Raw genomic sequence first — 26866 nt, 5'->3', positions numbered from 1 at the left:
AGTTTTCCTCGTCGTGGGAAGTGTTGTTGATCAGGACGAGTCCCTGCCCGTAGCTGTTGCGGCGCTCTTCGAAGATCTGCCGGTAGTCGTTGGCGTTGCTCGCGCTCTTGAGCGGGAAGACGATGTTTTCATTGAGGATGTCGAAGTGACGGTTCGAGCGGTAGGTGACGGCACCGCCGTCGAGGGATTCGCTCATCATCACGAAGTTCCATTTCCGCGTGCGTGCGCCGTTGATGATGTATTCCCAGGCCTGGGGCGGGAGTCCCTGGCCGAAGTCGCAGCGCAGACCGTCGATACCCTTGTTGCGGTTCGCCTCCGTGTGGGGAGTGCCTTCCGGATAGCCGGTCTGGTCGAGCCAGTGGAGTGCGTATTCCTTGAAGTATTTCCAGGTATTCCGCGTGATGTCATCGAAGTTCGGATCGGTGTAGTAGAAGCGATCCCCTTCATTGAGGTGACGACTGTTCTCTGAGGGGTTCAGACGGACGAGTGAGTCGTAGTTTCCGAAGTAGACATCGATCACGTCGCCCCACTTTCCGAAGTCACCGCGGTCGGGGGCGTTGGTGGCTTCGCCCGCGTTCGCGGCTCGTTCGCCGTAGTTGTTATTTTGCTGGTTGAAGATGTCGCCTTTGGAAAAGAAGCGGGCTTCGGTGCTGCGGATCGTGTCCGTAGGTGAGGATGTCGGGGAGAAGAGGTCGACGCCTTGTTGGCCGAGTTCGACGTCGAATCCGGTGTGGTTGAAGGGCGCATCGAGCATGATTTCGATTTGTGCGGCGTCCGCTGCTGAGACAAAATTCTGGAAAGCGCTCATGCTGGCGGCGCGGGTGTTGGCGACGCTCATTGCGGGATCGATCTCAAAAAAGTTCCTAATGGCGTAGGGACTGCCGTGGTCGTAGGGGAGCGAGGTGGCAGGGTCGATTTCCCGGCCTTCGACTGCGGGGGGATGAACGGGCTGGAACCACAGCCAGTTGACTCCCAGACCTTGAAGATAGCCCAGATTGAAACCCTTGCCGTCGGCGGTTCGGAGGGCTCCCGGAGCATCGTGAAGGTCTTCGAATGTCGAGCGGTTGTCGAAGCCACCTCCATTGGCCTCGATGGTCAGGGTATGGATCTCGTAAAGGTTGATGTCCCGTGCGTCGGTCGGGGTCACGGTGATGGCATGGTCGCGTCGACCGAAGGCGGTGAACTGCCGCCATTCGGGATCGCCGTCGACCTTCCAGCGCGCTGTTAGGCGATAGGCTCCGGTGCGGGTGGCGTTGATGGTGACCGAATATTCTCCCGGTGTGCCGGTCGGGACCATGGGATGGGCGTGGTAGTAATAGGAGTCGTCGGATGGAGGGCCAATGATCCCACTCACCTGGTTGAATTCCTGACCGTCGGAGATGCTGTTGGTGTTTTTGTCAGCGTCGGCGCGGTGGCGCTGATTGAGGTTGGTGACGCACTCAACCGCGGTGATGTTCGATTGGCCCGGGGCGAAAGCAATCGTGACCGGGATGGTATCTCCGGCAAGTTCGTCGACGTAGAGCTTGGAGGTGGTGTAGTCGCCATTGAGCGAGCCGGTGCTTGGAGTGCTGATGGTGAGGACCGGGTCGCCGAGTGCTCCGTTCGTGAAGGTGAAGGTCTTGTCGTTGGTTGGTGCGTTGTGGTCGGCGAACTTTTCCTCATTGGTATCGGTGTTCCAGAAGCCGATCCGGTAATTGAAAGTCGTGCCGAGCGGTTTGCCTTCGAGGAGCCCTGGGACGTTGGCGCGCCACCACATGCCTCGCCCTTCCGTGACGCTCCCGCTGTCGATCTCGTTCTGTTCCGGGTGGCTGTAGGTGAAGGTGGCGACCTGGGTGGCTCCTGATGGAATTCCCAACGATCCAGCGGGTTCGCTTCCATCGGTGGTGTAGTAGATGCCCCCGGCGTTCGCCCATCGCGTGGAAAGGTCATTGGTATCGCCGATGTATCCGACCTTGGCCCAGAACTCGACGTCGTCGCCGTTGGTGACTCGGTTGTCGGCGTGGAAGATCCATGCCGGGCGATTGCGTATCGAGTAGGGACTGGCTTGAGCGCTTGCCTCCGCAACCGTGGCCGCTTGATTTCCGAGGCCTGGATCGAGGTCACCTCCGTGAAGATAGGTGTCGTCGGGGTTCGAACCGGTGGTGCCGTCAAAGGTGACGAGCAGGTAGTATTCGATCACGTCACTTGGTCCGGCATTCAGGCCTCCGGCACCAAGATCGATGTTGGCTTTCCAGAACTGGTTGTTTCCCGCGTCGGCGTGAAAGCCGAGCGCGGTGGATTGCCATGGGGTCGCAGCCGTCGCATTGCGGAAGAAGAGGGAGCCACCCGTCTGATTGCCATTGGCGCCGCCATTTTTGAAGAATCCCTGATAAACGGTGAACGACCCCTGCGGATCGATCTCGACGTAAGGATCGCGCATGCGGTCTGGGATGCCGTTCTCCTGAGCGAAGGGAATGTGCCAAAGATTGCCGGATGGGGCGGCGCTGGCGACCTGAATGAAGAGGCACGTGAGCACCAACAGGCCAAGGAAATGGGTTTTTCTCATGGGCGGGGGTAAATGGACGCTCGGGAGCGTTTGGTTTACCCGAAGATCGCCCGCTCTGAGCAGGTCGCAAGGCCTGGCTTTTCACGCGGTGGCGTCTTCCAGCACTTTCTCGCCTTCGCTCGTGGCGATCACCACGGCGGCGCAGGAGTCGCCGAAGACGTTGACCGCGGTGCGGGCCATATCGAGGAGGCGGTCGACGGAAAGCAGCGCGACGACAGCGGTGGCGGCCTGGGCGTCGGGGATTCCGCTGTTTTTCAGGATCAGGAGAATGGCGACGAGGCTGGCGGAAGGAATTCCAGCGACCCCGATGCTGGTCAGCAAGGCGGCGGTGACGATCATGAACTGCTCGCCGAAACCGAGTTGATAGCCGAGGACCTGGGCGACGAAGACGACCGCGACGCATTCGTAGAGCGCCGTTCCGTCCATGTTGACGGTAGCGCCGAGAGGGAGGGTGAAGCTCGCGGTACGCTTCGAGACGCCGGCGTTGTCCTGCACGCAGCGCATGGTGACCGGGAGGGTTCCGGAGGATGAGGCGGTCGAGAAGGCGAGCAGGAGGGCTTCGCGCATCGCACGCAGATGGGCCCATGGGTTGACCTTGGCGACGAAGGTGAGGACGAGTGGCAGGCTGACGAACATGTGGATGCCGAGGGCGGCGAGGACGGTCGCGAAATACTTCGCCATCTCGGCAAAGACATCGGGGCCATTTTTGAAAATCACGGGAAACATCAGCGCATAGACTCCGATCGGTGAGATGGCCATGATCCAGCGGGTGATGGTGATCATCACATCGTTGCCCGCTTGGAAGAATTCCTTGAGCGTTCGCATCTCGTCGGCCGGGAGCTTGGTGATGGCGATGGCGAAGAGCAGACTGAAAACGATGACGCCGAGCATTTGGCCGTTGTTGGTGGCGGCGGCGAAGATGTTCTCGGGGACCATCATCTTGATGGTGTCGAGGAAGTCCTTTGACTCCCTCATGTTGGCCGTTGCCACGGTGGCCAACTCAGCTTCGGAGGCGGAGGCTTCCTTGGCATCGAAAACCTTGCGGATGACCTCGTTCGGTTTGCCGTCGACCATGCCGGGTTTGATTAGATTCACCAGCAGCAGGCCGGTGATCACGGCGATGAGCGAGCTCATGGCGTAGAAGCCGAAGGTCTTCGCCCCGAGTCGCCCGAAGCCTTTGACCCCTTGGAGACTGGCGATGCCGCTGATGACCGAGGTGACGATCAGCGGGACGATGATCATCTTCAGCGCCTGCATGAAGAGGTCACCGACGAATTGAGAGAAGCCCAACGACTTGGCGACAAGGGTTCCATCCGGAGCCTGGCCGTTGAAGAGCGTACGAAAAATCACGCCTGTCAGGGTGGCGAGGATCAGGGCGAAGAGGATCTGCCAGTGCAGGGCGAGACGTTTCATCGGGGGGATGCTGGCGGTCTAACGGTGCTGGGCCAAGGTTGAATTGTGGAGAGGGAGTTTGTCGGCCCGGTGATCAGAGGGCGTGATTTTTCCGCCAGAGTGGGCCATTTCGGATGGCTGAACCCAGTGCTGGGGCGGAAGGAGTTGGAAACTCCTTGTCCGTGTGCTTTGGTCCGCCCGTGCTCCCATGGTTTCAAAACAATGCCTTTCCCCTCTACCTCGCGCCGATGGCGGGAGTGACGGACGTGGTGTTTCGCCAGATCTGCAAGGAGCTGGGGGCCGATGTGATGGTGACGGAGTTTGTCTCGGCTGAGGGCATCATGGTAGCGGACGAACGGACGAGGAAATATACCGAGTTCACCGACGGGCAGCGGCCGGTTGGCGTCCAGCTTTTCGGCGGCGATGGCGAGAGGATGGGGGAGGCGGCGCGGAAAATCGTCGATTGGAAGCGGCCGGATTTCATTGATATCAACTTCGGCTGTCCGGTGAACAAGGTGGTGTCGAAGAATGGTGGTTCGTCACTTTTGAAGGACTGCCAAAGCCTCGAGTCGGTGGCGAGTGGGGTAGCGAAGGCTTGCGAGGGGATCGTGCCGGTGACAGCCAAGATCCGGATCGGCTGGGATCAGGATCACGTCAATGCGGTGGAGGTCTGCAAGATTTTGGAAGGATGCGGCATGCAGGCGATTGCGGTGCATGGTCGGACGCGGTCGCAAGGCTACAGTGGCGATGCCAACTGGGAGGTGATCGATGCCTGTGCCAGGGCTGTCACCGTGCCGGTGATTGGAAATGGTGACATTGCCACTGGTGCGGACCTGGCCCATCGGAAGGAGACGACGGCGGTGAGTGGCGTGATGATTGGTCGCGCGGCGATGCAGAATCCGTGGGTCTTCCGTGAGGCAAAACACTATCTTCAGACCGGAAGGGAGCTGCCAGGAGTGCCTCTGGGAGAACGCTGGGAACTGGTGCTAAGGCATTGTCGCTTGGCGGCCGAGAGCAATCGCTATGGCACCGAGCGGCATGCGATCATGGCGATGCGGGCGCGGTTGATGGCTTATTGTAAAGGTTTTCCGGGGGCTAAGGAGCTGCGGCAACGGCTGTGCAAGGTCGAGAGTGTGGCCCACGTGGAGGATATTGCCGCGGAGTCGAAGCAGGGATTGGCCGGCGTCTGAGAAGGATTCTCGATTGGGCAGAGAATTGGATTTTCAAGCAGTGAAGAGCGCTCTAGCTTCCGTGCCATGGAAAGTCATGAGGTTCTCAAGCAGGCGTTCGCCAAGACCAGTCCCAAGGCGGTGGCCTCGGAACTCGGGGTGTCCCTCTCGCTGGTCTACAAATGGGCGGAGAAGCAAAGCGAAGATGGATCGGGTAGCCGCAATCCGCTGGATCGGCTGATGAAGATCATCGAGCTCAGCAATGACACCAAGATCATCGAGTGGCTGTGTCAGAACAGCCGGGGCTACTTTGTCCGGAATCCGGAGAGTTCCTGCAATAAGGGCTTCGAAGTTCTGCCGGCGACCAATGAGATTATTGGTCAGTTCTCAGGTCTGCTTCAGCAGATCTCGGCAGCGGCCTTGGACAACTCGATCGATGCCAAGGAAGCCAAGGAAATTCGTGAATGCTGGGACAAGCTGAAGAGTTATGCCGAAGGTTTCGTCTGCTGCTGTGAAGAGGGTGACTTCGAGCAGTTGAAGCACATTCCCAAGCCAAGCGAAGGGCCGAAGCGTTACTATACGGATTGAGCTGCCACCGGCGGAGAGCTTAGTGATCAGCGGGCCCCTCAGGAATGGGAGGGGTCGCGAGGTAGTCGGTGGGATCGGTGACGCCCGCAAGCAGGAAGGCCTCGCGCCTTTCGATACAGGTGCCGCAGGTGCCACAGTGGGTACTGCCGCCTTTGTAGCAGGACCAGGTTTCTGCGAAGTCGATGCCGAGCTCCGAGCCGCGTCTGGCAATGGCGGTTTTATCCATGGCGATGAACGGGCGCAGGAGCTCGATCCTGGCGTAGGTGCCCTCTTTCATGGCGGTGGCCATGGACTGCATGAAGGGCTCGCGGCAGTCCGGATAAACGGCGTGGTCGCCGGAGTGAGCAGCGATCGCGAGGGCTTCGGCTTCGACGCTTTCGGCAAATCCGCAGGCGATCGAAAGCATGATCCCGTTGCGGAAGGGGACCACGGTGCGGATCATGTTTTCCTCGGCGTAATGACCGTCGGGAATGTCTCCTCCGCTTTTGAGAAGATCGGAGGCAAAGAGCTCGTTGATGAAGTCGAGCTTGATTACCTGATGCGGGACCCCGGCGCGCTCGGCGTGGAGTTTGGCAAAGGGGATCTCGTTGGCATTGTGCTTCGAGCCGTAGTCAAAGGAGAGCGCCGCGACCACCTTGTGTTCTTGGGCGACTTCGTAAAAAGCGGTGACGGAGTCCATGCCGCCGCTGAGGAGAACTACGATTTTCATTTCTCCGGATGGCTGGCTTCGCAGGTGAGTTGGATGCCGCCGCGTGAGCCGAACTTTCCGCTGATGTAGAGTTCGGTCGGGTTCATCGCGGAGACAAGATCGTCGAGGATGCGGTTGACGATTTCCTCGTTGAAGGCCGGGAGATTGCGGAACGAGGCAAGGTAGAACTTGAGTGACTTGGTTTCGACACAGGTCTCGCCAGGGACGTAGCGGATGACGATGTGGGCGGTATCGGGCTGACCGGTGACCGGGCAAAGTGAGGAGAATTCGGGGCAGTCTAGGTTGATCCAAAAGCGCCGTCCGGGCCGGCAATTGGGGAAGGTCTCGAGCTTGGCGTCCTCGGGTTTGGCGGGAAGGCGGTTCTCGGAGTGACCGAGGAGGGTCAGGTCGGGATTGCTCATGGCGCGGACGCTAGCGTTGGCGGGCCTTGCTGTCGATCATGGGGAATGAGAAGGAAACGTGGGCTTTACAAAGGGCGCGATCCTATTGCACAAACCGCGTGACGGGCTGTTCAACGGAGAGATGGCTGAGCCCGGTCGAAGGCACTCGACTCGAAATCGAGCGTGGCAGTGATGTCACCGTGGGTTCGAATCCCACTCTCTCCGCCATCGCCCCTGCCCAGCTCGTCTGGGCAGGGGCGATGGCGTTTCAGGAGATGAGCCAGCCCGTCCGAGTTCAGGTGACGACTTCTTTCTGCAGTTGTCTTGCGGCAAAGAGTCTTTCTGGTTTGGAGGCGAGTTGGAGACCGCGTAGTGAGCGTGCTCCCGTTTGTCTGGATGGGGAGAAGTAATCGCGACAGGCGGCGAAGCTTTGTTCGACGAATTCGCGGGTGCCGATGACGAGACCGTCGGTGAAGTAGCGCACTCGGCAGCGCAGATAGGTGGCTTGGTCGAGTCGACCGCCCTTGGCGAGGACTTTGAGGGCCGTTTTTCGATCGACGCGAGTTCTAGTAGTGGCGGTGCCGCTGCGGCGCTTTTCTCGGGCAAGTTGCTCGGCTTGTGAGTTTTCGCTTTGCGGCACGCCGAAGAGCCAACAGCGCCAGCGACGCAGGCTTTCCTGATGGCTTTTTGGCTGCTGGGCGTCTGGCAAGCGACCGCCGTGCGGTGCGAGGCTGTTGAGAAAAACGAGGGCCTGGCGGGCGAGTTTGCCGCCGGCGAGGGCTTCGGCGTAGCTGCACCAGCGGTAGTCTGCGGGGTCGTCGCAGAGCTCGGCGCGGACGGGGTTGAGGTCGATGTAGGCGGCGATGGCTCGCAGGGCATGGCATTCGCCCTGGACGAGGACGGAGCGAAAGCGGTCTTCCCAGAGCGTGCCTTTGCGTTTGTGGCGCCCGTTGAACCACTGGGTGAAGCGTTGTTTGAGGGTCTTCATGAAGGGGCTGATGTCCCACATGCGGGCAAACCAGCGTTCGCGTAGAGCTTCACAGCCGTTCGTGTTACCGATGGATTTGAGGTGTCCGAGTTCCCATTCGAGTTCGTTGGCGGCCTTGTCGCCGAGCGTTTCGCGGACGCGGGTGACAAGTGCGGCATCGTCGGGAAGATGTTCGGGGGATGGGCGTTTGGGGACTTCCACGAGGAGGTGGAAGTGGTTCGACATCAGGCAGTAAGAAATCACGCGCAGGCCGCAGAGGCGTTCGTAGAGGCGCATGAGTTTGAGGAAGTGCTGCTTCTCGGCATCTCCCAGAAGGAACTCCCGACCGACGATACGCGAGACGCAGTGGAAGTAGGCAACGGGCAGATTTTTCGGGCCACGGAAACGAGGGCGACGCATGACAAGAGAAGATCAAAGTTGAAGCCGGAAATCAATTTCTTTGTAAAGGGACAGACCCTTAAAACTTGTAAAGGGACAGACCCTTAAAACTTAAAAAGAAAAAACGTTACTCCAACTCCTGATCAGTGCTAGGACTTAAGATCTTTTCTGAGTAGGTCGGCGAGGGCGGCCAGTCTCTTGGTCAATGCTTCGGCGTCGGTTGTAGGATCGAAGCGGATTTCGCGATGGATAGTCACGGCTTCAGTGAGTCGCTCGGGTTGCGGGATTTTTGAAGCAAGGCCCATGAACCACGATCCCAAGGGTGTGCCGGGTGGTCGGGGACCAAGGTGTCGGGCGGCCAATTTTTCGAGTCCACTCAAGGGGGTGGTCGGGTGCGCGGCGTGGGCAGCGCGACGTTCGACGGTGGGGTCGACACGGTGCTTCGATTTCCACAAGCGCCGACCGATCAAAATGGCACCGAAGGCGAAGGGGGTGAAGATGATGGCGATGGCGATGGCAAGGTTGCCGGGGTGGCTCCGCCAGACGAGGAGGTCATCGCGGAGCATGTGCCAGCGGTCGAGAAGGTTCTGCCAAGGTGGCATCCGCGGAGCTTCCATGCTGGTCCAGTCCGGGGGCGTCAGGTCGACTTCGATCCATGTTTCCCGATTGGCATCCCAAGCTTCGCACCAGGCATGGGCGTGAGTCCCGCGAACCAAGGCCTCACCCGACTTTGGGTTGATTTCAACGATGGCAAATCCCGTAACATAGCGCGTCGGGATACCGACTTCGCGAAGGAGCATGGCGGTGGCGGAGGCGAAGTACTCACAATGACCGCGACGAGAGTCCTGCAGGAAGATCCCGATGAACTGATCATTTTCGAGATTCGACTTCGGGTAAGGTCGGTCGAGATAGCGGGTGTAGGTGAAGTGCTCGATGAAGTGGTTCCGGATTCGAGTGATTTTCTCCTCAAGATTGCCCTCCCTCAGGTTGAGTTCGTCGGCGACTTCGGTGATGACCTCCTGCTCATGGCGGGGGATATCGAGATCGGGACATCTGAATCCTTTGGGGCTTCTTGCCAACCACGGCGCCGAGGAGGTGTTCATCTCTCGTTTCCAAAGCATCGTGGCGTTGGCAACCGGGTGCTTGGGATCGATACGGAGTGATCCGAGCGGATTGATTTCAAGGTTCTGGGCGGGGATGATGACGCTCGCCGCGTTGGTGGGGATGGGAAGGAGATCGTGTCTTTTGAGCGCGCCGGTAAGGGTAAAGCGGGGGAGGTGGGAGCTGCTTGCCTCTTCTCCCGTAATGAATTCGGAGTTGTCGCCGCGGCCGATGATGCGGAAGGGGTCTTCGACACCGATCGATCCGAGTTCTTTGAAGTCCATGGACATCTGATCGCCTTGGGATTCGTTGAGAAGGTCGGCTCTCCAGCGGGTATTGGTGTATTTGTTGTAGCTTGCGACACGGATCCGGCGCGGGAGACTGCCCTCGACCGATTTGAGACGCCAAAGAATATTCGGGGACTGCTTGATCTCCTTCATGCTTCCGATGGCGGTGCTGGTCTGGCGGGCGAAGTCGTTGGCACTGCTGTCGATTCCGATCATGCGGTGGTAGATCATGTCGAGGATCTTGTCTCCGCCATAGCCTCCTGCGACGGCAATCCCGAGGATCAGCATGGCGGAGAGTGGAGCCAGTCGGTTGGTCCAGGAAAACTGACGCCAGAAGGCCCACGCAATGAGGATGATCAGACAGGGAAAGTAGATGGGTGTCTTGGCGAAGGTGCCGAGGGAAGCGGCAATGATGATGACGGTGAAGTAGACGTGCCCGAAGGCGACCTGGACATCGCGGAAGGGGAGACCGTGTTTCCGGGCGTGTTCTCGTCTTTTCCGGACAAAGAGCGAGAAGGTGGCAAGCGGCATGGTACGATGAATCCCGTAGGATTGAGCGAACTGAAGAGGGAAGAACAGGACCGGCAGCCAGATGAGAGTGCGTGGAAGGGCTGAGAAGACCGATGAATCCATCCATACGATCACGCCGGCAAAGAATACCAGCAGGACCGAAGCCTGCCATGCCCGGTAGAAAGCGTGTTCACCGAATTCCCAGCGGACCCGTGTCCAATGCGCGGCTTCGGCTGCGACCGCCATGAGTAGACCGATGAGAGGATGCCCGATCATGCCACCCCAGAACAGGAGGCTGATGCCGAGCAGAAGGCGCGGTGGGCCTGGCTGCCGGCGGTTATTGGATGATGGCATGGGTCTGGAAAGATAGAGGCTAGAGATTCGTCGGTAGGCGCATCAGGTCCTCGGCGATACGAGCGGCACGGATGAAGTGAACGCGGGGAGGTCGGGATTTCGGGGGCGTGTGGCAGACGACGATGGCGGCGATTTCGATGCCGAAGGAGGAAATCCTTTGGAGCAGCTTGGCCCTTTCATCGGACCAGCCGGAGAAGATCGCCAGGCAACCGGCGAGGTCTTCGGCGTGACGAAGTACGAGTTTGTTCAGTGAATCGAACTGAGGTTCCGGGGAGAACTCGACCCCGGCCAGGACTTCAAGAAGCGTTTCGGCACGGCCGACCCCGCGACCGGCCGTGACGACCCGTTCGCGTCCGGAGATGAACATCAGGTCGATCAGGCACTCGCGGGTGTCGACGGCAGCGACGAATGACGCGGCTACCGTCACTGCGCCTTCGAAGAGGTCCTCGTCGCCCGCGTCAGGGAAGGTGTCGAGCACCAGTCCATGTCGGGGAAAGAAGGTGTCCTCCAGTTCTTTGACGATGGGCTGGCCGGTGCGCGCCCAGCTTTTCCAATGGATCAGGCGAAGGGGATCTCCAGAGCGGTATTCACGCAGGCCGACGAAGTCACCGGACGGTCCGGTATTGCGGGCGGCGGCGTCGCCCCCGGGTTGGAAGCGGGCGCTTCCGGGAAGCTCGAAGACCGGCAACTGATGCCGCTGTGGCAGAACAGCGAGCGTAGCGGCGGGTGCGTTGACCCGGGCGCAGCGTTGATAGAGACCGAAAGGGTCGGGAAGCAGCAGGCGCAAGTCGTCGAGGCGAATGAGGCCCCGGCGTCGTGGAGTGATTTCGGAGTGAAACGTGTGGGTCGCTCCGGCTTGTAGATCGATGGGATCGCCGGCTTGGCCGAAATCGAAGGCCAGCCGCTTGTCTTGGAGCCAGCTCCAGCAGTAGTAGGAAAAAATTCGATCGAAGGCATTGCGGGATTCCTCACCTGGTTCTTGGGCGAACTGAAAAGTGGATTTCGCCGGACGTGAATCGGGTGGCGTTTCGGCGAGCCAGGCATTTCGGAGCGGCAAGCGAGCGAGGTTTTTCACCCGGTATCGGATTTTCAGGGTTTCGCCTGCGGTGGCGTGCTTGGGAAGGTCTCTTGTAATTTCGAGACGGGCGCGGCGGAACGGCAGGGCGACCAGGGCCATCACGCCGAGGGTGAAGCCGAATGAGAGCGCCATGAAAATAGGATTGGTCTCCTTGCCCGGGGGTTGCCCGCCCGCAAGGCAGGTGATTACCAGTCCGAGAATCAGCAATCCCATTCCGGCCGGCCGGATCCGCCGTCGGAAAAAGTGGTTCAGGGCCGAGCCAATCGAGTAGGTCGGGTAGAGGATCGCGCGGAAAGCCGGCGATGAAGCCGGTTTTTTGAGAGCATCGATGGAGGAGTCCGCGTTCAACCTAGCCCATCTTCATGCTGATGGAGGCAGTTCGCCAGTAAAGAACGCGCCCGCGTGCCCGCGGAGGGGAGAAAGTTTAGCTCTCCGGCAGATTTGCTGGAGTGATTGAGCCCGCATCTAGAGGAAGAGATGCTTGAGATTGGTCATGCCGCAGGCGCGGTGGATGAGTCCGGCGATTTGGTTGTTGAAGCTTTCGATGCGCCCCGAGGTGATGCGATGTTTGAGGAAGCCGGCGACGCTGGCAGGGCGCGCAGCAGTCCCCGGGCGGGCGCGGTGTGCCGAGATCCGTGTATTTCGGACACCGCCCTGGAATGGCGGGCAGCGTCACCGACACCGCTACCCTGTCGGCAAGCGGCAGATTGTAGTCCGCGATCTTTCCATCCCGAACCGCCGTTAAGCTCACCTCGCAGGTGGGGCAATGGGGCCTGCAGCGCTTGTCACGGCGCATCGCGACTTGCACACCGATGGTTTCGACGAGGATCTTTTCCACGAGGCATCCGGCGAATTCAGATGAGGCCCGGAGCTCGAAGGTCTTCACACACCCAGTCCAGAGCAGTTCCCGGACGCGTCACTGCTGCAGCGCGTCAGCAAATCTGACGGAGTGCCCGCTTTTGAGCAGGTGGAATCGATGTTAGCGCTTGGCTTGGGCTGTCGATCTCGGTTTCCCTTAAAGGCGTGATGAAATGCTTGCTGCCCATTTCGCTTCTAGCGCTGACGCCCTTGCTCGCGGGAGAGCTCCCCGAGCTTTCCGAGAAACCCTGGGTGGGCTGGTTTAGTGCCCACGAGTCGAGGAGTTTTCACTTCGGGGTCGGGGGAGATGGACGGGGATCCTTGATCCCGCTCAAGAGCGATGGCGAGCAATTCACCTCCGCGCTCTGGATCAGAATCCAACCGATCATTGAAGAGGTTCAGTCAAATGGACGGGCCTACTCGAAGAAGGTGGTCGAAGAAAGTTGGGAGGCCCTAACCGAGCCTGGCTTGGAAGCTGAGAGAATCGCCTATCGCGCAATGGTCGAGGGGGGCGCGAAATATGAAGTAAGCTTTCAAATCGATGGCAGTGAAGTGTCCTGCGAGGGGAGGATCTTGGAGGCTGGTGAGCTGAGGGAGAAGCCGATCCGATTGGTCTTCAGGCTTCAGATCCCGGACTACTTTCGATTCGAACGTGGGAAGGACGGCTTCGAGAAGAAATTCAAACGTGACCGGATAGAACTCCTGATGGCGGATGGGAAGAAAAGGAAGCTTGATATCTTCGAGGAGATCGACGCGGAAGAGATCAACGCGAGTGCGATTGAATCGGCTCAGATTGAGTACGATGGTTTCAAAGGACCGAGGCTGGAGATTGAATCGGGTGCCGCTGGAGTGTTTGAATTTTGGAATCGAAAAATGCAGCCGCTCTCCATGGGTTTCTCCCTCAATTGGATGGCCGCACCCGCTGGAAATCCGGATGCGAATGCGGGATTCAGGCTTGAGTTCAAATAGGCGGCTTCCTGGGGTGGGGATGCGTTTCCCTATCCGTCGGCCCTTGGTTAGGATATCAGCTCGTTGGTGATTTCAATCCATTCCTGATCGAGGGAGGCGTCGGATTTCGGGGCGGGCTTTCCTGCCTGAGCATACCAGTAGCAGGCATTGCCGTAGTCGCCTTCTTGGCGGTGTAGCCAGGCGTGGATCCATGGCCCGGCTGGGCTTGGAATTTCCTGACATAGATCGTGGGCTTCATGCCAGCGTCCCTTTCTGGCCAGCCACATCGCCTGCAGTTGGGGAGATAGGTCGGCGGCAGGTTGGTCGTCTTGTTCTACGGACTGAGCGAGCTTTTCGGCATTCATGCTGGAAAACCACTGGCAAAGATCGGCCATCGAGTCTTGATTGGAGCACGTCATGAAAAAATCCCTCGCCCTGTTGCTGCTCTCGTCGGCCACCGTTTTCGGTGGAGAACTCCCTGAACTCTTCGAGAAACCTTGGATGGCTTGGTATTCCGGATATGAAGGAAAAAAAATGCACTTTGGGGTGGCTCCGGACGGACAGGCTTCGCTGATTCCCATCGATGAAAAGTCCAAGGATCGTATTTCCCAAGGCAATTGGCTCTCCATCAGGCCAGTGATCTTGGAAACGATGCCTGACGGGAGAGACGTCGTGAAGTCGGCCATTGAGGATGGATGGGAAGCCATTACTCCGGAGTCCAACGAGGCCGAAGAAGTGAAATACCGCGGAACCGTCACCGGCGGTGCGAAGTATGAGGTGCATTATCAGGTCGACGACGGAGAGATTATCGCCAGCGGTCAGATTCTCGACAAGGGGGAGCTGACGGAGAACCCGATCCGTTTCGCGATCCGGGTGATCATACCGAACGTCTACAGACATGTAGATGAAGAGGAGAAACTCTTGGAGAGAGCGGAAGATGATCGATTTGACTTCGTCAAGGTCGACAAGAAGAAAGCAAAATTCAAAGGTGATGAAACGGTGGAAGCCGTGGCCAAAGAATGTGGGCCGTTCCGTTATCTGAGAGCAGAGATTGAGAATTACAACGGGGGCAGGTTTGAGTTTGATGCGGGTGATATCGGCCAATTTGAGTTTGAAAAGCCGGATGCAGACCTGATTGCCAAAGGCTTCACACTTGTTTGGACTCCAGATCCAGCGAAGAACGCGGGAGGCAAGGGGAAGATGCTCTTGGAATATAAATGAGGGTGGACGCAAATATATCTAAAAAAACATTGCTTGTGTAGACGGAATCACCGTAACAGGCTGAGGCATGGCTAGTAAGAAAAGCAAAAAGGGCAAGCGTTATACCGACGCTGAGAAGCAGGAGATCATTGATTTCGTCAATGAGTACAATGCAGCGAACGGACGTGGAGGAGCAGCCAATGCTTCGAAGAAGTTCAGTGTAAGCCAACTCACCGTTGGAGCTTGGTTGAAGAAGGGTGGCAAGGCCACCGCCAAGAAGAAGACGGCAGTGAAGGCCAAGAAGGCTACCAAGGGCGCCAAGCGTGGCCGTCCTCCAGGCCGCAAGGCAAAGGCTGTTGTTGTGGCTTCCGGTGACCGCACAAAGATCCTCGCCGCTCTTGGCAAGGCAGACGCGGTGATCGCTGCCAAGCGCAAGGAACTTGATGCGCTCGAAGCTCAATTCGAGAAGCTCAAGGCAAGCCTCTGATATTCATTTCATCGCCGCCGTAGGACGTGTTGTTCTACGGCGGCTTTTTTGTGTCCCGATGGCGGGAGCCGGGGGTTGCATGCGGCGGGCTTACCGATAGGGTCTGCCCGCGAATGAAGATCACCCGAATTCTAACTCATCCCGGAGGTGCTCATAAGGATGAGTTCCTCGCTTGCTGTGTCCTTGCTGCCATTCATGGCTGTGAAATTCAGAGGTGCGAACCGGAGCAGGCCGATCTGGATGATGAGTCGACTGCGGTGGTGGACGTCGGCGGTGAGCATGACCCGGAGCGATCAAATTTTGATCATCACCAGTTCCCGAGAGATCATGAGCCGATCTGTGCTCTGAGCCTGGTGCTGATGGATCTTGGGATATACGAAGATGCACGTAATTTCTGTGACTGGCTGGAAACCGCCGAGAGGTTCGATGTGACGGGTCCAATCTCGACGGCGAAATGGCTGGGTATGGAGCGCGAGGCGCTCGCCCGACTTGTGTCCCCTATTGACATTACCTTGCTGCGCCGGTTTGCGAAGACTTCAAGTCTCGGCGCCGGAGAGCCGCTTTATGAAGTGATGCGTTGGGTTGGTGAGGACATCCTCGAGTTTGTCCAGTCACTGAAGAAACGCCTCGAATTTGTTGCTGCAAACGCGGTGATTTGGGAAGTGGGTGAGCTAAAGGTTCTTTTCATGCCGCGAACCGATCCGATGCCGGAAGAAGCGTCTGCAGGACTGGGACGTTATCTGGAGTCGATTGGAATGGATAAGGAAGTGGCCGGCATGGTGTATCCTGATCGGCGGGGCAGCGGGTATGGTTTGTCACGATTCAACGATGATCCTCGTTTGGACTTCAACCGCATCGAGACCGAGGAAGATGTCCATTTTGCTCACGCCCGTGGCTTCGTGGCGAAGACATCAGCAAGTGCTGAAGGAAGATTACGCGAGCTGCTGGCCTTAGCCGAAGTGGGATAGTGGGAGGCCATGGTCATGGTGGCTTGTTTTTCTGTGGGGTTTCGTCTTTGCTGCAAAGCGTGAGAGTTCGTTCGATGTGGTTTGTGTGGGTGCTGATGGGTTGGTTTGTCTACTCCATGCCAGCGGCGGCCGAGGAGCGCCCGATGTTTCTGCCCTTCGACATCACCCTCGGTGGTGTGAAAGCAGAGATGAAGGGAGACAATGACCTGTTCGCCGAAGTCTCGCAGCCGGTGACAGATGATGCGGTGCTTTCACTCGATGCAGAGGTGCCGATGCTGATCGTGAATGCCTTTCCATGCAATGAGGATGGCACCGTCTTGGAAGGTCAGCCTGCGGCGGTGATCTTTGCCAACAACGTGAAAGAGGTGAAACTCGATGCCACCATGGATAAGAAGAAGCTCAAGCCGGGCAAGTATCTGGCAAACATCGTCGCCAACGGTGGGACTTCGCGAATTGTTTTCCAGGTCGCCGAACCTGGCAGCAAGATGAAGGTCGATTTCTCGAAGGTCCTTCTCTTCCTCAAGAAGAAGGCCGCTGGCGAGTAGTCAGTCGGTGGCGGATGGCTCTTCGCTCAGAATCTCCTCGGGGTTCCACAAGACCTGATTCTCACTGAGACCGAAGTCCGTAAGAGCAGACATCACTGCCAATGCCAAGGCGGCACAGCCCGGGTGGGTGGGATGAAGCCGGTCGCGTTGGAGGAGACGTCTGGTGGACCCAGCAGGAATCGTGACTTCGCCGACTTCAATGGCGACGTCCGCCTCGGAAGACTTCACAAATTCGCTGAGTGGCACGACCGAGACGTGAGGGCGCTTGGCGGCCCAAACGGTGAGTCGCCTGTTGGCTTCGGCCCGGATCTTGGCATCCGGCACCATGTGACGGGACAGCATGTGACCGATGGCGGCCGAAGCATCGGGAATGTCACCGATGATCAGGGGGACTTCGATGGTCGACAGCAAGTCAAGGCCGCGGTCGAAGAGTTGAAGTCGATCGCCAACCTTTTCGGGATGGCCGTAGAGGAACCAAAAGAGGAAGTCGATGCCGACGACGAGGCTTGGGTCTCGTCGTGATAGCCGATTCAGCTGGCTGTTTGCTTGCCTTTCAACAGAGGTGAAGAATAGGTGGCTGGCTTCATTGGAAATCTTGCCGTGAGGGGCTGTTAGAGCCTTGTCGAGATAGCGATCAAACCGAAGCAAGTGCGACTTTTCGCCACCGAAGGGCTCGGTCTCGGTGAATCCGCGGGAGACGCTGGCTCCGATGACGACAATGCGATCGAGGGAGAGCGTCTCTTCCGCCGTTAGCAATATCGGCCAAAGGAGGAAAAGGATCGGACGCAGCATGGAGACAGAAAAGCATTTTTTGTCGGGGACGCAAGCGAGTGAACCATTCGAGGTTGTTCCGGCTTGTTGGGGGGGCAGAGGCATCTCCAGCGCGGCTGAGGCGCGAACAGCGAGAAGACTCGTAGCCCGTCAAAGGTCAGCCGGTCGAAGTCTGCCCGGCCTGAACGGCGGTGAGCGCGATGGTGTAGAGGATGTCGTCGACGGATGCGCCGCGGCTGAGGTCGTTGACGGGTTTGCGCAAGCCTTGGAGCATGGGGCCCATGGAGACGACGTTGGCGGAACGCTGGACGGCCTTGTAGGTGGTGTTGCCGGTGTTGAGGTCGGGGAAGATGAAGACGTTGGCGCGGCCGGCGACGCTGCTGTTAGGAGCTTTGGTCCTGGCGACCTCGCGGATGCTGGCGGCGTCGTATTGGAGGGGGCCGTCGATGGTGAGTGATGGGTCCCGGCGGCGGGCGATATCAGTGGCTTCCTTGACTTTGTCGACGTTGCTGCCGCTGCCGGAGCCGTGGGTGGCGTAGCTGATCATGGCAACGATCGGCTCGATGCCGAAGGCTTTTGCGGAATTGGCGCTTTGGATGGCGATGTCGGCGAGCAGTTCGGCGTCGGGGTCCGGGTTCACGGCGCAGTCGCCGTAGACGAGCACCTGGTCGGGAAGACACATGAAGAAGACCGAGGAGACAGCCCGCGCGTCTGGGTGGGTTTTGATGAGTTGGAGCGCGGGCCGGATGGTATTGGCGGTACTTTGGATGGCACCGGAAACAAGTCCGTCCACTTCGTCGAGAGCGAGCATGATGGTGCCGAGCACGGTGTTGTCGCGCAGGCTCTCGATGGCGTCCTTTTCGGTCATGCCTTTGCTGCGTCGGCGTTCCAACAGCGGGTCAAGATAGCGGTCGCGGACATCGGTGGGATTGATGATTTCGATATCGGGATGCAGCGTGAAGCTATTGTTGTGTGCAACTTCGGCGATATGTTGGGGGTCGCCGACGAGCAGGCATTTGGCGATGGATCTCTCGGCGCAACGAATCGCGGCCTGAATGGTGCGCGGTTCTTCTCCCTCCGGGAGGATGATGCGTTTCAGCGTGCGCCGTGCGATGGTGGTGATGCGATGGCGGAAGGCAGGTGGGGAGAGCCGTCTTTCAACGGTCATCGAACAACGGTTTCTGAGCCATGAGGTATCCATCCCGAGGGCGACGGTTTCCATTACCAGGTTGATCCGTTCGATGTCTTCGACCGGAAGTTCAGGATTCAGGGTGAAGAGGATTTTTGAGGTCTCGAAGGAACTCGTGCTGACCTGAATGATCGGCAGTCCCCCATCGAGTGAGAAGGCATCCTTGCAGAATGCGAGAGTGGCGGGATCAGGTTCGGTTTCGCCGGTGAGAACGAGTCCGGCCAGTTGGATGGATTTGGTCGCTGCAAGGGCAGAGGCGGCGATGATATCAGAGCGGTCGGATGGGGTGACGATCAGCGTGCCTGTCTTGAAGGCACTGAGCATGTTCGGGACGGTGCGAGCGCAGAGTGTGATCTCCTTGATTCGGCGGGCATTCATGTCGCCGGGAACGATGATTTTGCCGTTGAGTTGATCGACGATGTCGGCAACGCGGGTGGCGGAAAGATCGGGGCTGGAGGGGATGAGGCCGATGATGTCGAAACGGAGTCGGTTCTGTCCGATTCGGTGCTGGAGGGCGACGAGTGCTTCGTGTGCGGTCGCGGACTTTAGGCCAAGTTCTTTGGATAAACCGGGTAGGTCGACATGGTTGAGGACGACGGCAGGTCGCACATCCAGAATCGCGGGAGGCATGCTGTTGAGCATCTCGTCGAGTTGGCGAACGAGGGCGTCGATGTGATTGCCGAGCGGGCGTGCGACGAGGATGACCTCCGCATTGAGTGCGCGAGCGAGTGCGGCGTTGATCGCTTGGGCGTCGGGAACTTCAGGCGTGCTGACGACGCCTTCGACGATGATGGTTTCCTGCTCGGCTGGGATGTCCTCGAAGTGGCTGACGACTTCCTCCATTAGATCGTCGATCCGCCCCTTGGCGATGGCATCTTTGACCCGCTCATCGGAAATGGCGGCGGCGGGTTCGAGGGTATTGGTGACTTCGAGATAGGCTGACGAGCGGTCGAAGTTTTCGCCGATGCGCGGTTGGCTGAGGGCTTTGAAAAAGCCAATGGGAGCGCCGAGTCGGTCGAAGGTGCGGACGAGGCCGATGCTGACGGAGGTGAGGCCGACGCTTCTTCCGGCAGGGATGGTGAGAAAGGTGTGTCGTGGCATGGGTGCGTGAATCGTTTGAATCAGCAGAGTCCGGCGGTGGCGCGGGCGATGGCAAATTCTTCATTCGTTGGTATCACGATTGCCGTTGGTCCGTTCGAGTCCTGGACGGTGACGACTCCTCCAGATTCGGAGCCGGCGGCTTCGTTGCGTGCGGGATCAAGTTCGAAGCCGAATGCCGTGAGGTGTGAGAGAACCAAGCCACGCACGAGACAGGAGTTTTCACCGATGCCGCCGGTGAAGATGAGGGCTTCGGGCATGCCTTTGAGGGCGATGGTGAGTGCGGCGATTTCGCGGGCGAGGCGGAAGCAGAAGACATCGATGGCGAGTTTGGCGGCTTGGTTGCCTGCGAGGTATTTCTCGGTAAGTACGCGGAGATCGTTGGAGATGCCACTCAGACCTGCCAAGCCGGACTTTCGGTTGAGAAGATCGGTGATTTCCTCAAGGCTGAGACCGGCTTCTTTGGCGAGAAAGTTGTGGAGGTTGGGGTCGACGTTGCCGCTGCGGGTTCCCATGACGAGGCCTTCGAGGGGGGTGAGGCCCATGGAGGTGTCGACGGATTTGCCATTGAGCACCGCGGTGGCGCTGCAGCCGTTGCCGAGGTGGGCGGAGATCAGGCGGCAGTTTTCGAAATCAAGACCGAGGCTTCGGGCGGCTTCCTCGGCGACGTAGGCGTGACTGGTGCCGTGGAAACCGTAGCGACGGATCTGGTGGCCTTGGTAAAGGTCGTCGGGGATGGCGTAGCGGTAGACTTCCGGCGTGATGCTTTGGTGGAACGCGGTATCGAAAACGACGACTTGGGGGACGCCGGGAAAGAGTCGGATGGCGGACTCGATGCCAAGGGCATTGGGGATGGCGTGAACGGGAGCAAGGGGGGCCAGAGAACGGATTTTGGCAATGACATCATCATCGACGAGGACGGGTGCGGAGAAATACTGCCCGCCGTGAACGACGCGGTGGCCGACGGCGGTGACGGTGAGGTCTTTGAGGGCGGGCTCGGCTCGGAAGGCGTTGAGTGCGGCATCGAGAGCGGCGGCGTGATCGCCATTGGGTGGGCATTCGAGTTTTTGACGCGGGCCCTCGCCGACGCGGTAGCAGCCCTCAATGAATTCGCTGCCGATGCGGTCGATGACACCTGTGGCGACCGGGGTCGGGTCGTTCTGTTGGAAGAGCGCCAGCTTCACCGAGGAGCTGCCGCAGTTGATGACGAGAATGAGCACGGCCGGAATATGGCGGATTCGAACGGTGATTGAGATTGGAAAATGGTGAAATGAAGCGAATGGATTCCTGAGTTTAATGGCCAGACTTCAACCTTCCCTCAGCATTCTTGCGGCCTGTTGGCGTTTCCTGCGAGGGCATTTGGTCTTGATGATGCCTTCTTCAAAGACCGGTTGCTTGAGTTCGCGGCGAAGTTTCCAAGACCAGAAGGCGAGGACGATGACCCACAGGATGGCGGCGTAGATGAAGTGGGTGACGCGAACTTTGAAAATGAAATCCGAGGTGAGTCGGGTGGCGGCGGTGATGAGGACCATGGCCCAGACCCAGTGGAACCACTTCATCGGTGCGGCGAGTCGATCGCGGCGTTCGTTGTGGCCGAGGATCACGCGGGTGGCGACGGCGAGCATCAGGAGGCCGGCGCTGCCGATGAACATCAGATGCAGCATGCCGATGCGCAGCGGTGGGAAGGCGACGGCGAGGAGCCAGCCGCCGGCGGCGCAGGGAAGGATCCAGCGCAGGGCGAGGCCGAGGCCGTTGACCTTGCTCCATGAAACGAGGCCGGGAACCGAGAGGCTGAGGTAGACGACGACCACCACCGTACGAAGGATTATGCCGGAGGGGCCGGGTCGCCAGGCTTCCAGAGCGAAACTGGCTATGAGGAGCAGACCGACGATGAGGGATTCGATGAAGGGGCGCGTCCAGCCAGCGGGAAGGGTGGTGCTGTCGGGAAAAGAGTGGGGTGACTTGCGGCCGAAGAAACGGGGTAGCAGGTAGGGGGCGACGCCGAGGATGGGTAGCCAGAGGAAGCCTTGAAAATAGAGCAGTCGCCAGAAGTTGCGGACGGGCATTGAGAAGGTGAGGAAGGACTCCATGCTTAAGGCGAAGCCGGCGAGCATCGCTCCGGTGATGCCGAGGAAGACGAGGGGGAGGCCGGGTGGTGGGACGTCCTGGCGACCGACGAGTAGTCGGAAAATCATGCTTTTCAGAACGCCAAGCAGCCAGAATCCGGTGAACAGGTCGGCGGCGGCGATCCGATTGAGGGAAAGGAGGACGAACACGACGAGCGCCATGATCGTGTGAAGGATGATCTCGAATCGGAACCATGGGTCGGTGCCGAGAAGGCGCGGGCCAGCGGTGCCGATGAAGCCGGTGATGAAGCATCCCGCGAAACCGATGACCATCCAGCGGGCGTGCGCTGCGAGAGGGTAAGTGGTGATCCATCCGGCGAAGTACGTCGGCCATAGGAGGACGCCGATGGCTGAGGCGAGGATGCCGAGCGGGAAGAATAGCCGAAAAGGTTCAGTGGCGATTCGGTCGAGCTTGGTGTTGAGTGAGCTCATTGGAGGGGATGAAGGAGTTTAAAACTCCTTCTCCATATTGGCCACTTCGGCGCCAATTTCCTCGTCGGTGAGGTAGCAGGCGGGGTCGCTGCCCCAGAGGTCGCCGTTGGCGAAGGCGGCGCGGGTGCGGAAGCCGCCGCCGCAGGTGCTGAACCATTTGCAGCTGGCGCAGCGTCCGTGCATGAGAGTTTGGCGCTGCTCGGTCGAGAGATCACCGATGGAGCGGATTTCATCGAGAATGGGTGCGGAGAGCGGGTTCTTGCCGTCCCAGATGCTTGAGAAGGGCATCTTTTTAACGTTGCCAAGCTGGACGTCCTGCCAGAACTGGTCGGGGTGGACGTTGCCCTGGGTGTCGATGTTCGAAACGGCGCGTCCGGAGCTGTTGGCTCCGCCGCCGTTCCACTTGAGGAGTTGGCGTGCTTGCTTCAGGTTCGGATGATTTTCCTGCTCCATGCGGTGGAGAAGGTAGGCGCCGTCGGCGGGCTGGGTGACGGTCAGAACTTCGCGGTTCTGGTTGGTCGCCTGCCAGTACTCGACACGTTTGATGATGGTGTCGATCGCGTGGCGTGATTCGGCGGGGTCGAGCACCTGGAGTTCGCTGCCGCGTCCGGCGGGGACGAGGTGATAGAAGCAGGTGCGCTGGATGCCTTGTTCTTCGATGAAATCGAGGATGCGTTCGATGTTGGCGACGTTGTGTCTTGTTAGAGTCATGCGCAGGCCGGTCTTCTGGCCGACGTCTTCGCAGTTGCGAAAGCCCTTCACGGCGGCATCGAAGGCGCCCTTCTTGCCGCGGAATTCGTCGTGGATGGCACCGATCCCATCGAGCGAGATACCGACGTAGGCGACGTTGGCTTCCTTCAAACGAGCGGCCTTTTCCGGAGTGATCAGAGTGCCATTGGTGGAAATGGTGAGCTTGAGTCCGAGTTCGGTGGCGTAGTCGACGAGCTCGAAGAAGCGTGGGTGGATGAGAGGTTCACCGCCGGAGAGGAGGAGTGAGGGAACCTGATAGTCCGCGAGGTCCTTGACGACGTCCTGCATTTGATCCCATTTCAACTCACCGGGATACTGCTGAGCCATCGAGTCCGAGTAGCAGTGGACGCAGCGCAGGTTGCAGGTGCGGGTGATGTTCCAAACGACGATGGGTTTGCGGGCGCGGGAGTTGGCCGCCGAGCCGTGGCCTTGGCCGTAGCGGAGGTTGTCGGCGGGTTGAGCTTGTCCGGTCCAGAGTCGGGTGATGTTGATCATGGTGTTTCTTGAGATGGGAGATGGGAGGTGGGAGGTGGGAGGTGGGAGGTGGGAGGTGGTCCGGTCTTATGTCTTCAGTCTTGAAGTCTACTGTCTTTCCGGTTGGTAAGAGCAGGAGGGATCTGCGGCGAAGGCGTCGCCGCTGACGCCATAGGCACGGGCGCGTGAGCCGCCGCAGATGTTGCGGAATTCGCAGCGACCGCATTTGCCGCCGAGCGCATCGGAGTTGCGCAGGCTGACGAACAGCGGGTGCTTGCGGTAGATCCATGCGGGATGGTGCTCGCGCACGGTGCCGCATTGGAAGGGAAGGAAGCCACTCGGGCTGACGACGCCGGTGTGGGAAATGAACATGACGCCGCGTCCATCGCGAATGCCGAGTGGCGAACGCATGCCCTGGCGACCTTTGGTGCCGCCTTTTCCGCGCTGGGCGAGGACGCGTCGGAAGTGATGGCCTTCGGTGGTTTTGATCGCGAAGGGAGTATTGCCGACAAGGTCGGCCATTTGTTCGAAGATCTTTTCGAGCTCTTCGGGTTCGGGGACCTCGTTGGCTTGGGCGCGCCCGGTGGGGACGAGAACGAAGACACTCCACATCGCGGGCTTCAGTTCGAACATGAGGTCGCGAAAGGCGTCGAACTCGTGAAGATTGGAACGTGTTAGAGTCGTATTGATTTGAACAGAGAGTCCGGCGGCGTGAGCCATTTCGACGGCGGCGATGGTGCGGTCGAAGGTGCCACTTACTCCCCGGAAGGCGTCGTGGGTTTCTTTAGACGCGCCATCGAGGCTCAGGGAAATCCGTTCGATTCCGGCTTCACGGATCGCGTTGAAATCGAAGTGCATCAGGCGAGCGGTGCCGGATGGGCTGAGGCCGACACGCATGCCGGCATCGGTGGCGCGGCGGGCGATGGATAGGACGTCGCGCCGCATCAAGGGGTCACCGCCGGTGAGGATCAGCATCGGTGGCTTGAGCTCGGCGAGCTGATCCACCAAGTCGAAAGCCTCGGCTTCGCTCAATTCCTTCGGATGACGTTTTGATTGGGCCTCGGCGCGGCAGTGCTGGCAGGCGAGGGCGCAGGCCCGGGTGACTTCCCAGAAGACGAGAAAAGGACGCTCCGCGAAGGGGTCTTTGGCAGGCGTCGGTTGTGGTAGGACAGCGACCATGACTTTCTGAGATTGAAGCGTCGATGGGCTGCCTGCCTCCACGCCCCAATTGGGACTCACTCCGCGTTTCTTGCACTTTTGGCGAAAGGCGTGGCCAGAGTCTTGCGAAGGACGGTCGGCGTTCCGGGGGAATCGGTGCCGAGGCCCTGCGGGCGAAGAAAAATTTCGCTGGTCGGGGAGGATTTGTTTGTGGTGATGGGAGGTGGCACGGCCTCGTGCCGCAATCGAAATGATCGCTCTTTCCGTAGGGCAGGCATCAGGTCGGAGGGGTTGAGACATCAACCGTTTGAGCGACGGGGGCGTCGCTCTTCCCATGCAAAACGCCCGCTTCCTTTGCAGGAGGCGGGCGTTTGAGAGTAGGTGGGAAAAGACCCTTATTCGCCGAGGCCGAAGCGGACGAAGCGGCGGACGACGAGGGTGTCGCCGACTTTCTTGCTGGTTCCTTCGACGAGGCCTTTGACAGTGGTGTCGGGGTCCTTCACGAAGGCTTGCTCAAGGAGACAACTTTCGGAGAAGAACTTGCCGATCTTACCTTCGATGATCTTTTCGATGATCTGCTCGGGCTTGCCTTCGTTGGCGAGTTGGGCGCGGAAGACTTCCTTCTCAGCTTCGACGACCGAGGCATCGATGTCCTCGCGGGCGAGTCCTTTCGGTGCGGCGGCGGCGATGTGCAGGGTGATGTCCTTGACGAGGTCGCGGAACTCATCCTTGGCGGCGGTGTCACCGCTTTCAGCACCGACTTCGACGAGCACGCCGACCTTGCCACCCATGTGGATGTATTGGGCGATGGCGCCGTGGTCGGCGATGTCGAAACGCTCGAACTTGCGCAGTTGGAGGTTTTCGCCGACTTCGATGACCTTGCTCTTCACGAAGTCGTCGATGGTGCCGTCGCCCTTGGAAACCTTGAGGGCTTCTTCGAGGTTCTTGGCGTCGCTGGCGGCGAGGGTGTCGGCGATGTCGTCGACGAAGGCAACAAAGCCTTCGTTGCGTGAGACGAAGTCGGTCTCGCAGTTGACCTCGACGAGGATGCCGGACTTGCCGTCATCGGACAGGCGGGCGGCGATGATGCCTTCGGAAGCTTCGCGGTCGGCTTTGGCAGCAGCTTTGGAGATGCCTTTTTCGCGCAGCCAGGTCACGGCGGCTTCGAGGTCGCCTTCGGTGGCGGTGAGGGCCTTCTTGCAGTCCATCATGCCCGCGTTGGTTTTGTCGCGGAGTTCTTTAACGAGTGCGGCAGTGATCATGAGTATGTAATTCTTGGGATAGCGATTGTGAGGGCGCATGGAACACGGAGGAAACCTCGGTGCTCAGCGCCGGTTGAGTGACAAAGTCGTCAGGAAGCCTCAGCCCTTCTTGGCGCCGACGAGGGCGTCCACGAGGTTCTGAAGGATCACGCGGATCGAGCGGACGGAGTCGTCGTTGCCCGGAATCGGGTAGTCGACTTTGGCCGGATCGGCATTCGAATCGACGATGGCGACGATTGGGATGTTGAGGCGGCGCGCTTCGGCGACGGCGATGGACTCACGGGCGGAGTCGACGATGACGATTGCGTCGGGCAGTCCGTCCATGGAACGGATGCCTTGAAGGTTACGCTGCAGCTTTTCCTTTTCACGGGTAAGGGCAGAGAACTCCTTCTTGGAGATCATTTTGAATTCCGGGCTCTTCTGAAGGTTTTCGAGCCACTTGAGGCGTTCGATCGACTTCTTGACGGTGCTCATGTTGGTGAGCATTCCGCCGAGCCAACGGTGGTTGACGTAGAACTGTCCGGTGGCTTCAGCTGCCTGTTGGACGGCTTCCTGAGCTTGGCGTTTGCAGCCGACGAAGAGGATCTTCTTGCCCTTGCTGGAGAGTCCGGAAAGGAAGTCGGACGCCTTGTCGAGGCACTTGACGGTCTTATCGAGGTTGATGATGTAGATCCCGCCCTTGTCCTTCATCAGGTAGGGCTTCATGCGGGGGTTCCACTTTTTCGTCTGGTGGCCGTAGTGGACGCCAGCGTCCACCATGTCGTTGATGAGTTCGTTAATCATGTGTTTGTCCCGCCTTGATTCAGGTCGGGCGATGGTTGAGAAACTGCCGCATTGGGGCCCCTTCGGTTTCTCGTTGCTTGCTTGCGGCGTGAGAAGGGACGCGCGGGATAGGGTTTTCCCGTGGGAGAGGCAAGGGAAAAGCCTGATTTTCGGGGGGATTTGGGGCGATGATGGAGAGAAGCTGGAGATGGGTTTCAGCTTTTTGGGGTCAGGGTTTTGGGGTCAGGGTACAGGATTCAGGGGTCAGAAAGGCAGGAAGAGTCGTGATTCGGTGCCTTTTGACTTTCTGACCCCTGTTCCCTGGACTGGATCCTGTATCCCAAAGCCCGAGTGATCGT

The 26866-nt window shown here is 59.1% G+C and carries 23 protein-coding genes and 1 tRNA gene; 8 read left to right on the top strand and 16 right to left on the bottom strand.

Annotation, left to right across the window (positions count from 1 at the left end):
• Both WBG04_RS17805 and WBG04_RS17800 read right to left on the bottom strand, forming a co-directional pair.
• The coding region (locus WBG04_RS17805; RefSeq protein ID WP_424316055.1) for an alpha-amylase family glycosyl hydrolase at positions 1 to 2545 on the bottom strand (2545 nt) is incomplete at its 3' end.
• Positions 2546 to 2626: 81 nt separating this feature from the next.
• Positions 2627 to 3958 carry a dicarboxylate/amino acid:cation symporter gene (locus tag WBG04_RS17800; protein ID WP_424316054.1) on the bottom strand — a complete coding sequence of 444 codons (1332 nt, stop codon included), beginning with the start codon at positions 3956 to 3958 and terminating at the stop codon, positions 2627 to 2629.
• 179 nt (positions 3959 to 4137) lie between these two features.
• Here WBG04_RS17800 and dusB point away from each other — a divergent pair, with 179 nt between their 5' ends.
• Both dusB and WBG04_RS17790 read left to right on the top strand, forming a co-directional pair.
• Positions 4138 to 5127 (top strand): tRNA dihydrouridine synthase DusB, encoded by a 990-nt coding sequence (gene dusB / locus WBG04_RS17795; RefSeq protein ID WP_424316053.1) that lies wholly within the window; start codon positions 4138 to 4140, stop codon positions 5125 to 5127.
• Between the two features lie 66 nt (positions 5128 to 5193).
• Positions 5194 to 5694: a phage regulatory CII family protein gene (locus WBG04_RS17790; RefSeq protein ID WP_424316052.1), complete on the top strand. Its 501-nt coding sequence runs from the start codon at positions 5194 to 5196 to the stop codon at positions 5692 to 5694.
• 19 nt (positions 5695 to 5713) lie between these two features.
• Here the strand turns inward: WBG04_RS17790 and queC are convergent, their stop codons facing one another.
• Both queC and queF read right to left on the bottom strand, forming a co-directional pair.
• The gene (queC, locus tag WBG04_RS17785; RefSeq protein WP_424316051.1) at positions 5714 to 6403 is read right to left on the bottom strand and encodes a 7-cyano-7-deazaguanine synthase QueC; all 690 of its coding nucleotides are present in this window, start codon (positions 6401 to 6403) and stop codon (positions 5714 to 5716) included.
• Positions 6400 to 6804 (bottom strand): preQ(1) synthase, encoded by a 405-nt coding sequence (gene queF, locus WBG04_RS17780; protein WP_424316050.1) that lies wholly within the window; start codon positions 6802 to 6804, stop codon positions 6400 to 6402. Before queF ends, queC begins: the two co-directional genes overlap by 4 nt.
• Before the next feature lie 115 nt (positions 6805 to 6919).
• Between queF and WBG04_RS17775 the strand changes: the two genes are divergently transcribed.
• Positions 6920 to 7011, top strand: a tRNA-Ser gene (locus tag WBG04_RS17775).
• 67 nt (positions 7012 to 7078) lie between these two features.
• Here the strand turns inward: WBG04_RS17775 and WBG04_RS17770 are convergent.
• The 3 genes from WBG04_RS17770 to WBG04_RS17760 form a co-directional block, all read right to left on the bottom strand.
• Positions 7079 to 8170 (bottom strand): transposase, encoded by a 1092-nt coding sequence (locus tag WBG04_RS17770; protein ID WP_424316049.1) that lies wholly within the window; start codon positions 8168 to 8170, stop codon positions 7079 to 7081.
• A 128-nt stretch (positions 8171 to 8298) separates the two neighbouring features.
• The gene (locus tag WBG04_RS17765; RefSeq protein ID WP_424316048.1) at positions 8299 to 10401 is read right to left on the bottom strand and encodes a transglutaminase-like domain-containing protein; all 2103 of its coding nucleotides are present in this window, start codon (positions 10399 to 10401) and stop codon (positions 8299 to 8301) included.
• Between the two features lie 19 nt (positions 10402 to 10420).
• Positions 10421 to 11827 (bottom strand): DUF58 domain-containing protein, encoded by a 1407-nt coding sequence (locus WBG04_RS17760; RefSeq protein WP_424316047.1) that lies wholly within the window; start codon positions 11825 to 11827, stop codon positions 10421 to 10423.
• Positions 11828 to 12505: 678 nt separating this feature from the next.
• Here WBG04_RS17760 and WBG04_RS17755 point away from each other — a divergent pair.
• Entirely contained in the window at positions 12506 to 13306 is an 801-nt protein-coding gene (locus WBG04_RS17755; protein WP_424316046.1) for a hypothetical protein, read from the top strand.
• A gap of 47 nt (positions 13307 to 13353) precedes the next feature.
• On the opposite strand, the gene WBG04_RS17750 is transcribed toward WBG04_RS17755, so the two are convergent.
• The gene (locus WBG04_RS17750) at positions 13354 to 13704 is read right to left on the bottom strand and encodes a hypothetical protein (protein WP_424316045.1); all 351 of its coding nucleotides are present in this window, start codon (positions 13702 to 13704) and stop codon (positions 13354 to 13356) included.
• Between WBG04_RS17750 and WBG04_RS17745 the strand changes: the two genes are divergently transcribed.
• From WBG04_RS17745 to WBG04_RS17730, 4 genes are all read left to right on the top strand, one after another.
• Positions 13703 to 14506, top strand: a complete 804-nt coding sequence (locus tag WBG04_RS17745) for a hypothetical protein (protein ID WP_424316044.1) — start codon at positions 13703 to 13705, stop codon at positions 14504 to 14506. The two genes, WBG04_RS17750 and WBG04_RS17745, sit on opposite strands and share 2 nt — an antisense overlap.
• Positions 14507 to 14573: 67 nt before the next feature.
• Complete coding sequence (locus tag WBG04_RS17740; protein WP_424316043.1) at positions 14574 to 14972, top strand: hypothetical protein; 399 nt, start codon at positions 14574 to 14576, stop codon at positions 14970 to 14972.
• A 113-nt stretch (positions 14973 to 15085) separates the two neighbouring features.
• Entirely contained in the window at positions 15086 to 15940 is an 855-nt protein-coding gene (locus tag WBG04_RS17735) for an MYG1 family protein (RefSeq protein ID WP_424316042.1), read from the top strand.
• A 59-nt stretch (positions 15941 to 15999) separates the two neighbouring features.
• Positions 16000 to 16485 carry a hypothetical protein gene (locus tag WBG04_RS17730; protein WP_424316041.1) on the top strand — a complete coding sequence of 162 codons (486 nt, stop codon included), beginning with the start codon at positions 16000 to 16002 and terminating at the stop codon, positions 16483 to 16485.
• Here WBG04_RS17730 and WBG04_RS17725 read toward each other — a convergent pair whose 3' ends face one another.
• The 8 genes from WBG04_RS17725 to rpsB form a co-directional block, all read right to left on the bottom strand.
• A complete protein-coding gene (locus WBG04_RS17725; protein ID WP_424316040.1) occupies positions 16486 to 17277 on the bottom strand; it encodes a hypothetical protein in 792 nt (263 codons plus the stop codon).
• 136 nt (positions 17278 to 17413) lie between these two features.
• Positions 17414 to 19546 (bottom strand): phosphate acetyltransferase, encoded by a 2133-nt coding sequence (pta, locus tag WBG04_RS17720; protein WP_424316039.1) that lies wholly within the window; start codon positions 19544 to 19546, stop codon positions 17414 to 17416.
• Between the two features lie 20 nt (positions 19547 to 19566).
• On the bottom strand, positions 19567 to 20772 hold the full coding sequence (locus WBG04_RS17715) for an acetate/propionate family kinase (RefSeq protein WP_424316056.1): 1206 nt from the start codon (positions 20770 to 20772) through the stop codon (positions 19567 to 19569).
• Positions 20773 to 20850: 78 nt separating this feature from the next.
• Positions 20851 to 22101: an NnrS family protein gene (locus WBG04_RS17710; protein WP_424316038.1), complete on the bottom strand. Its 1251-nt coding sequence runs from the start codon at positions 22099 to 22101 to the stop codon at positions 20851 to 20853.
• Between the two features lie 18 nt (positions 22102 to 22119).
• Positions 22120 to 23346 carry a radical SAM protein gene (locus tag WBG04_RS17705; RefSeq protein WP_424316037.1) on the bottom strand — a complete coding sequence of 409 codons (1227 nt, stop codon included), beginning with the start codon at positions 23344 to 23346 and terminating at the stop codon, positions 22120 to 22122.
• Positions 23347 to 23433: 87 nt separating this feature from the next.
• Complete coding sequence (locus tag WBG04_RS17700; protein WP_424316036.1) at positions 23434 to 24504, bottom strand: TIGR04053 family radical SAM/SPASM domain-containing protein; 1071 nt, start codon at positions 24502 to 24504, stop codon at positions 23434 to 23436.
• Between the two features lie 374 nt (positions 24505 to 24878).
• Complete coding sequence (tsf, locus tag WBG04_RS17695) at positions 24879 to 25745, bottom strand: translation elongation factor Ts (protein WP_424316035.1); 867 nt, start codon at positions 25743 to 25745, stop codon at positions 24879 to 24881.
• 99 nt (positions 25746 to 25844) lie between these two features.
• The gene (gene rpsB, locus WBG04_RS17690) at positions 25845 to 26528 is read right to left on the bottom strand and encodes a 30S ribosomal protein S2 (RefSeq protein ID WP_424316034.1); all 684 of its coding nucleotides are present in this window, start codon (positions 26526 to 26528) and stop codon (positions 25845 to 25847) included.
• Positions 26529 to 26866: the final 338 nt, after the last annotated feature.

This window comes from Haloferula sp., assembly GCF_049672945.1.
Taxonomy (GTDB): Bacteria; Verrucomicrobiota; Verrucomicrobiia; order Verrucomicrobiales; family Akkermansiaceae; genus Haloferula.
This window is presented reverse-complemented; position numbering and strand designations above follow the sequence as displayed.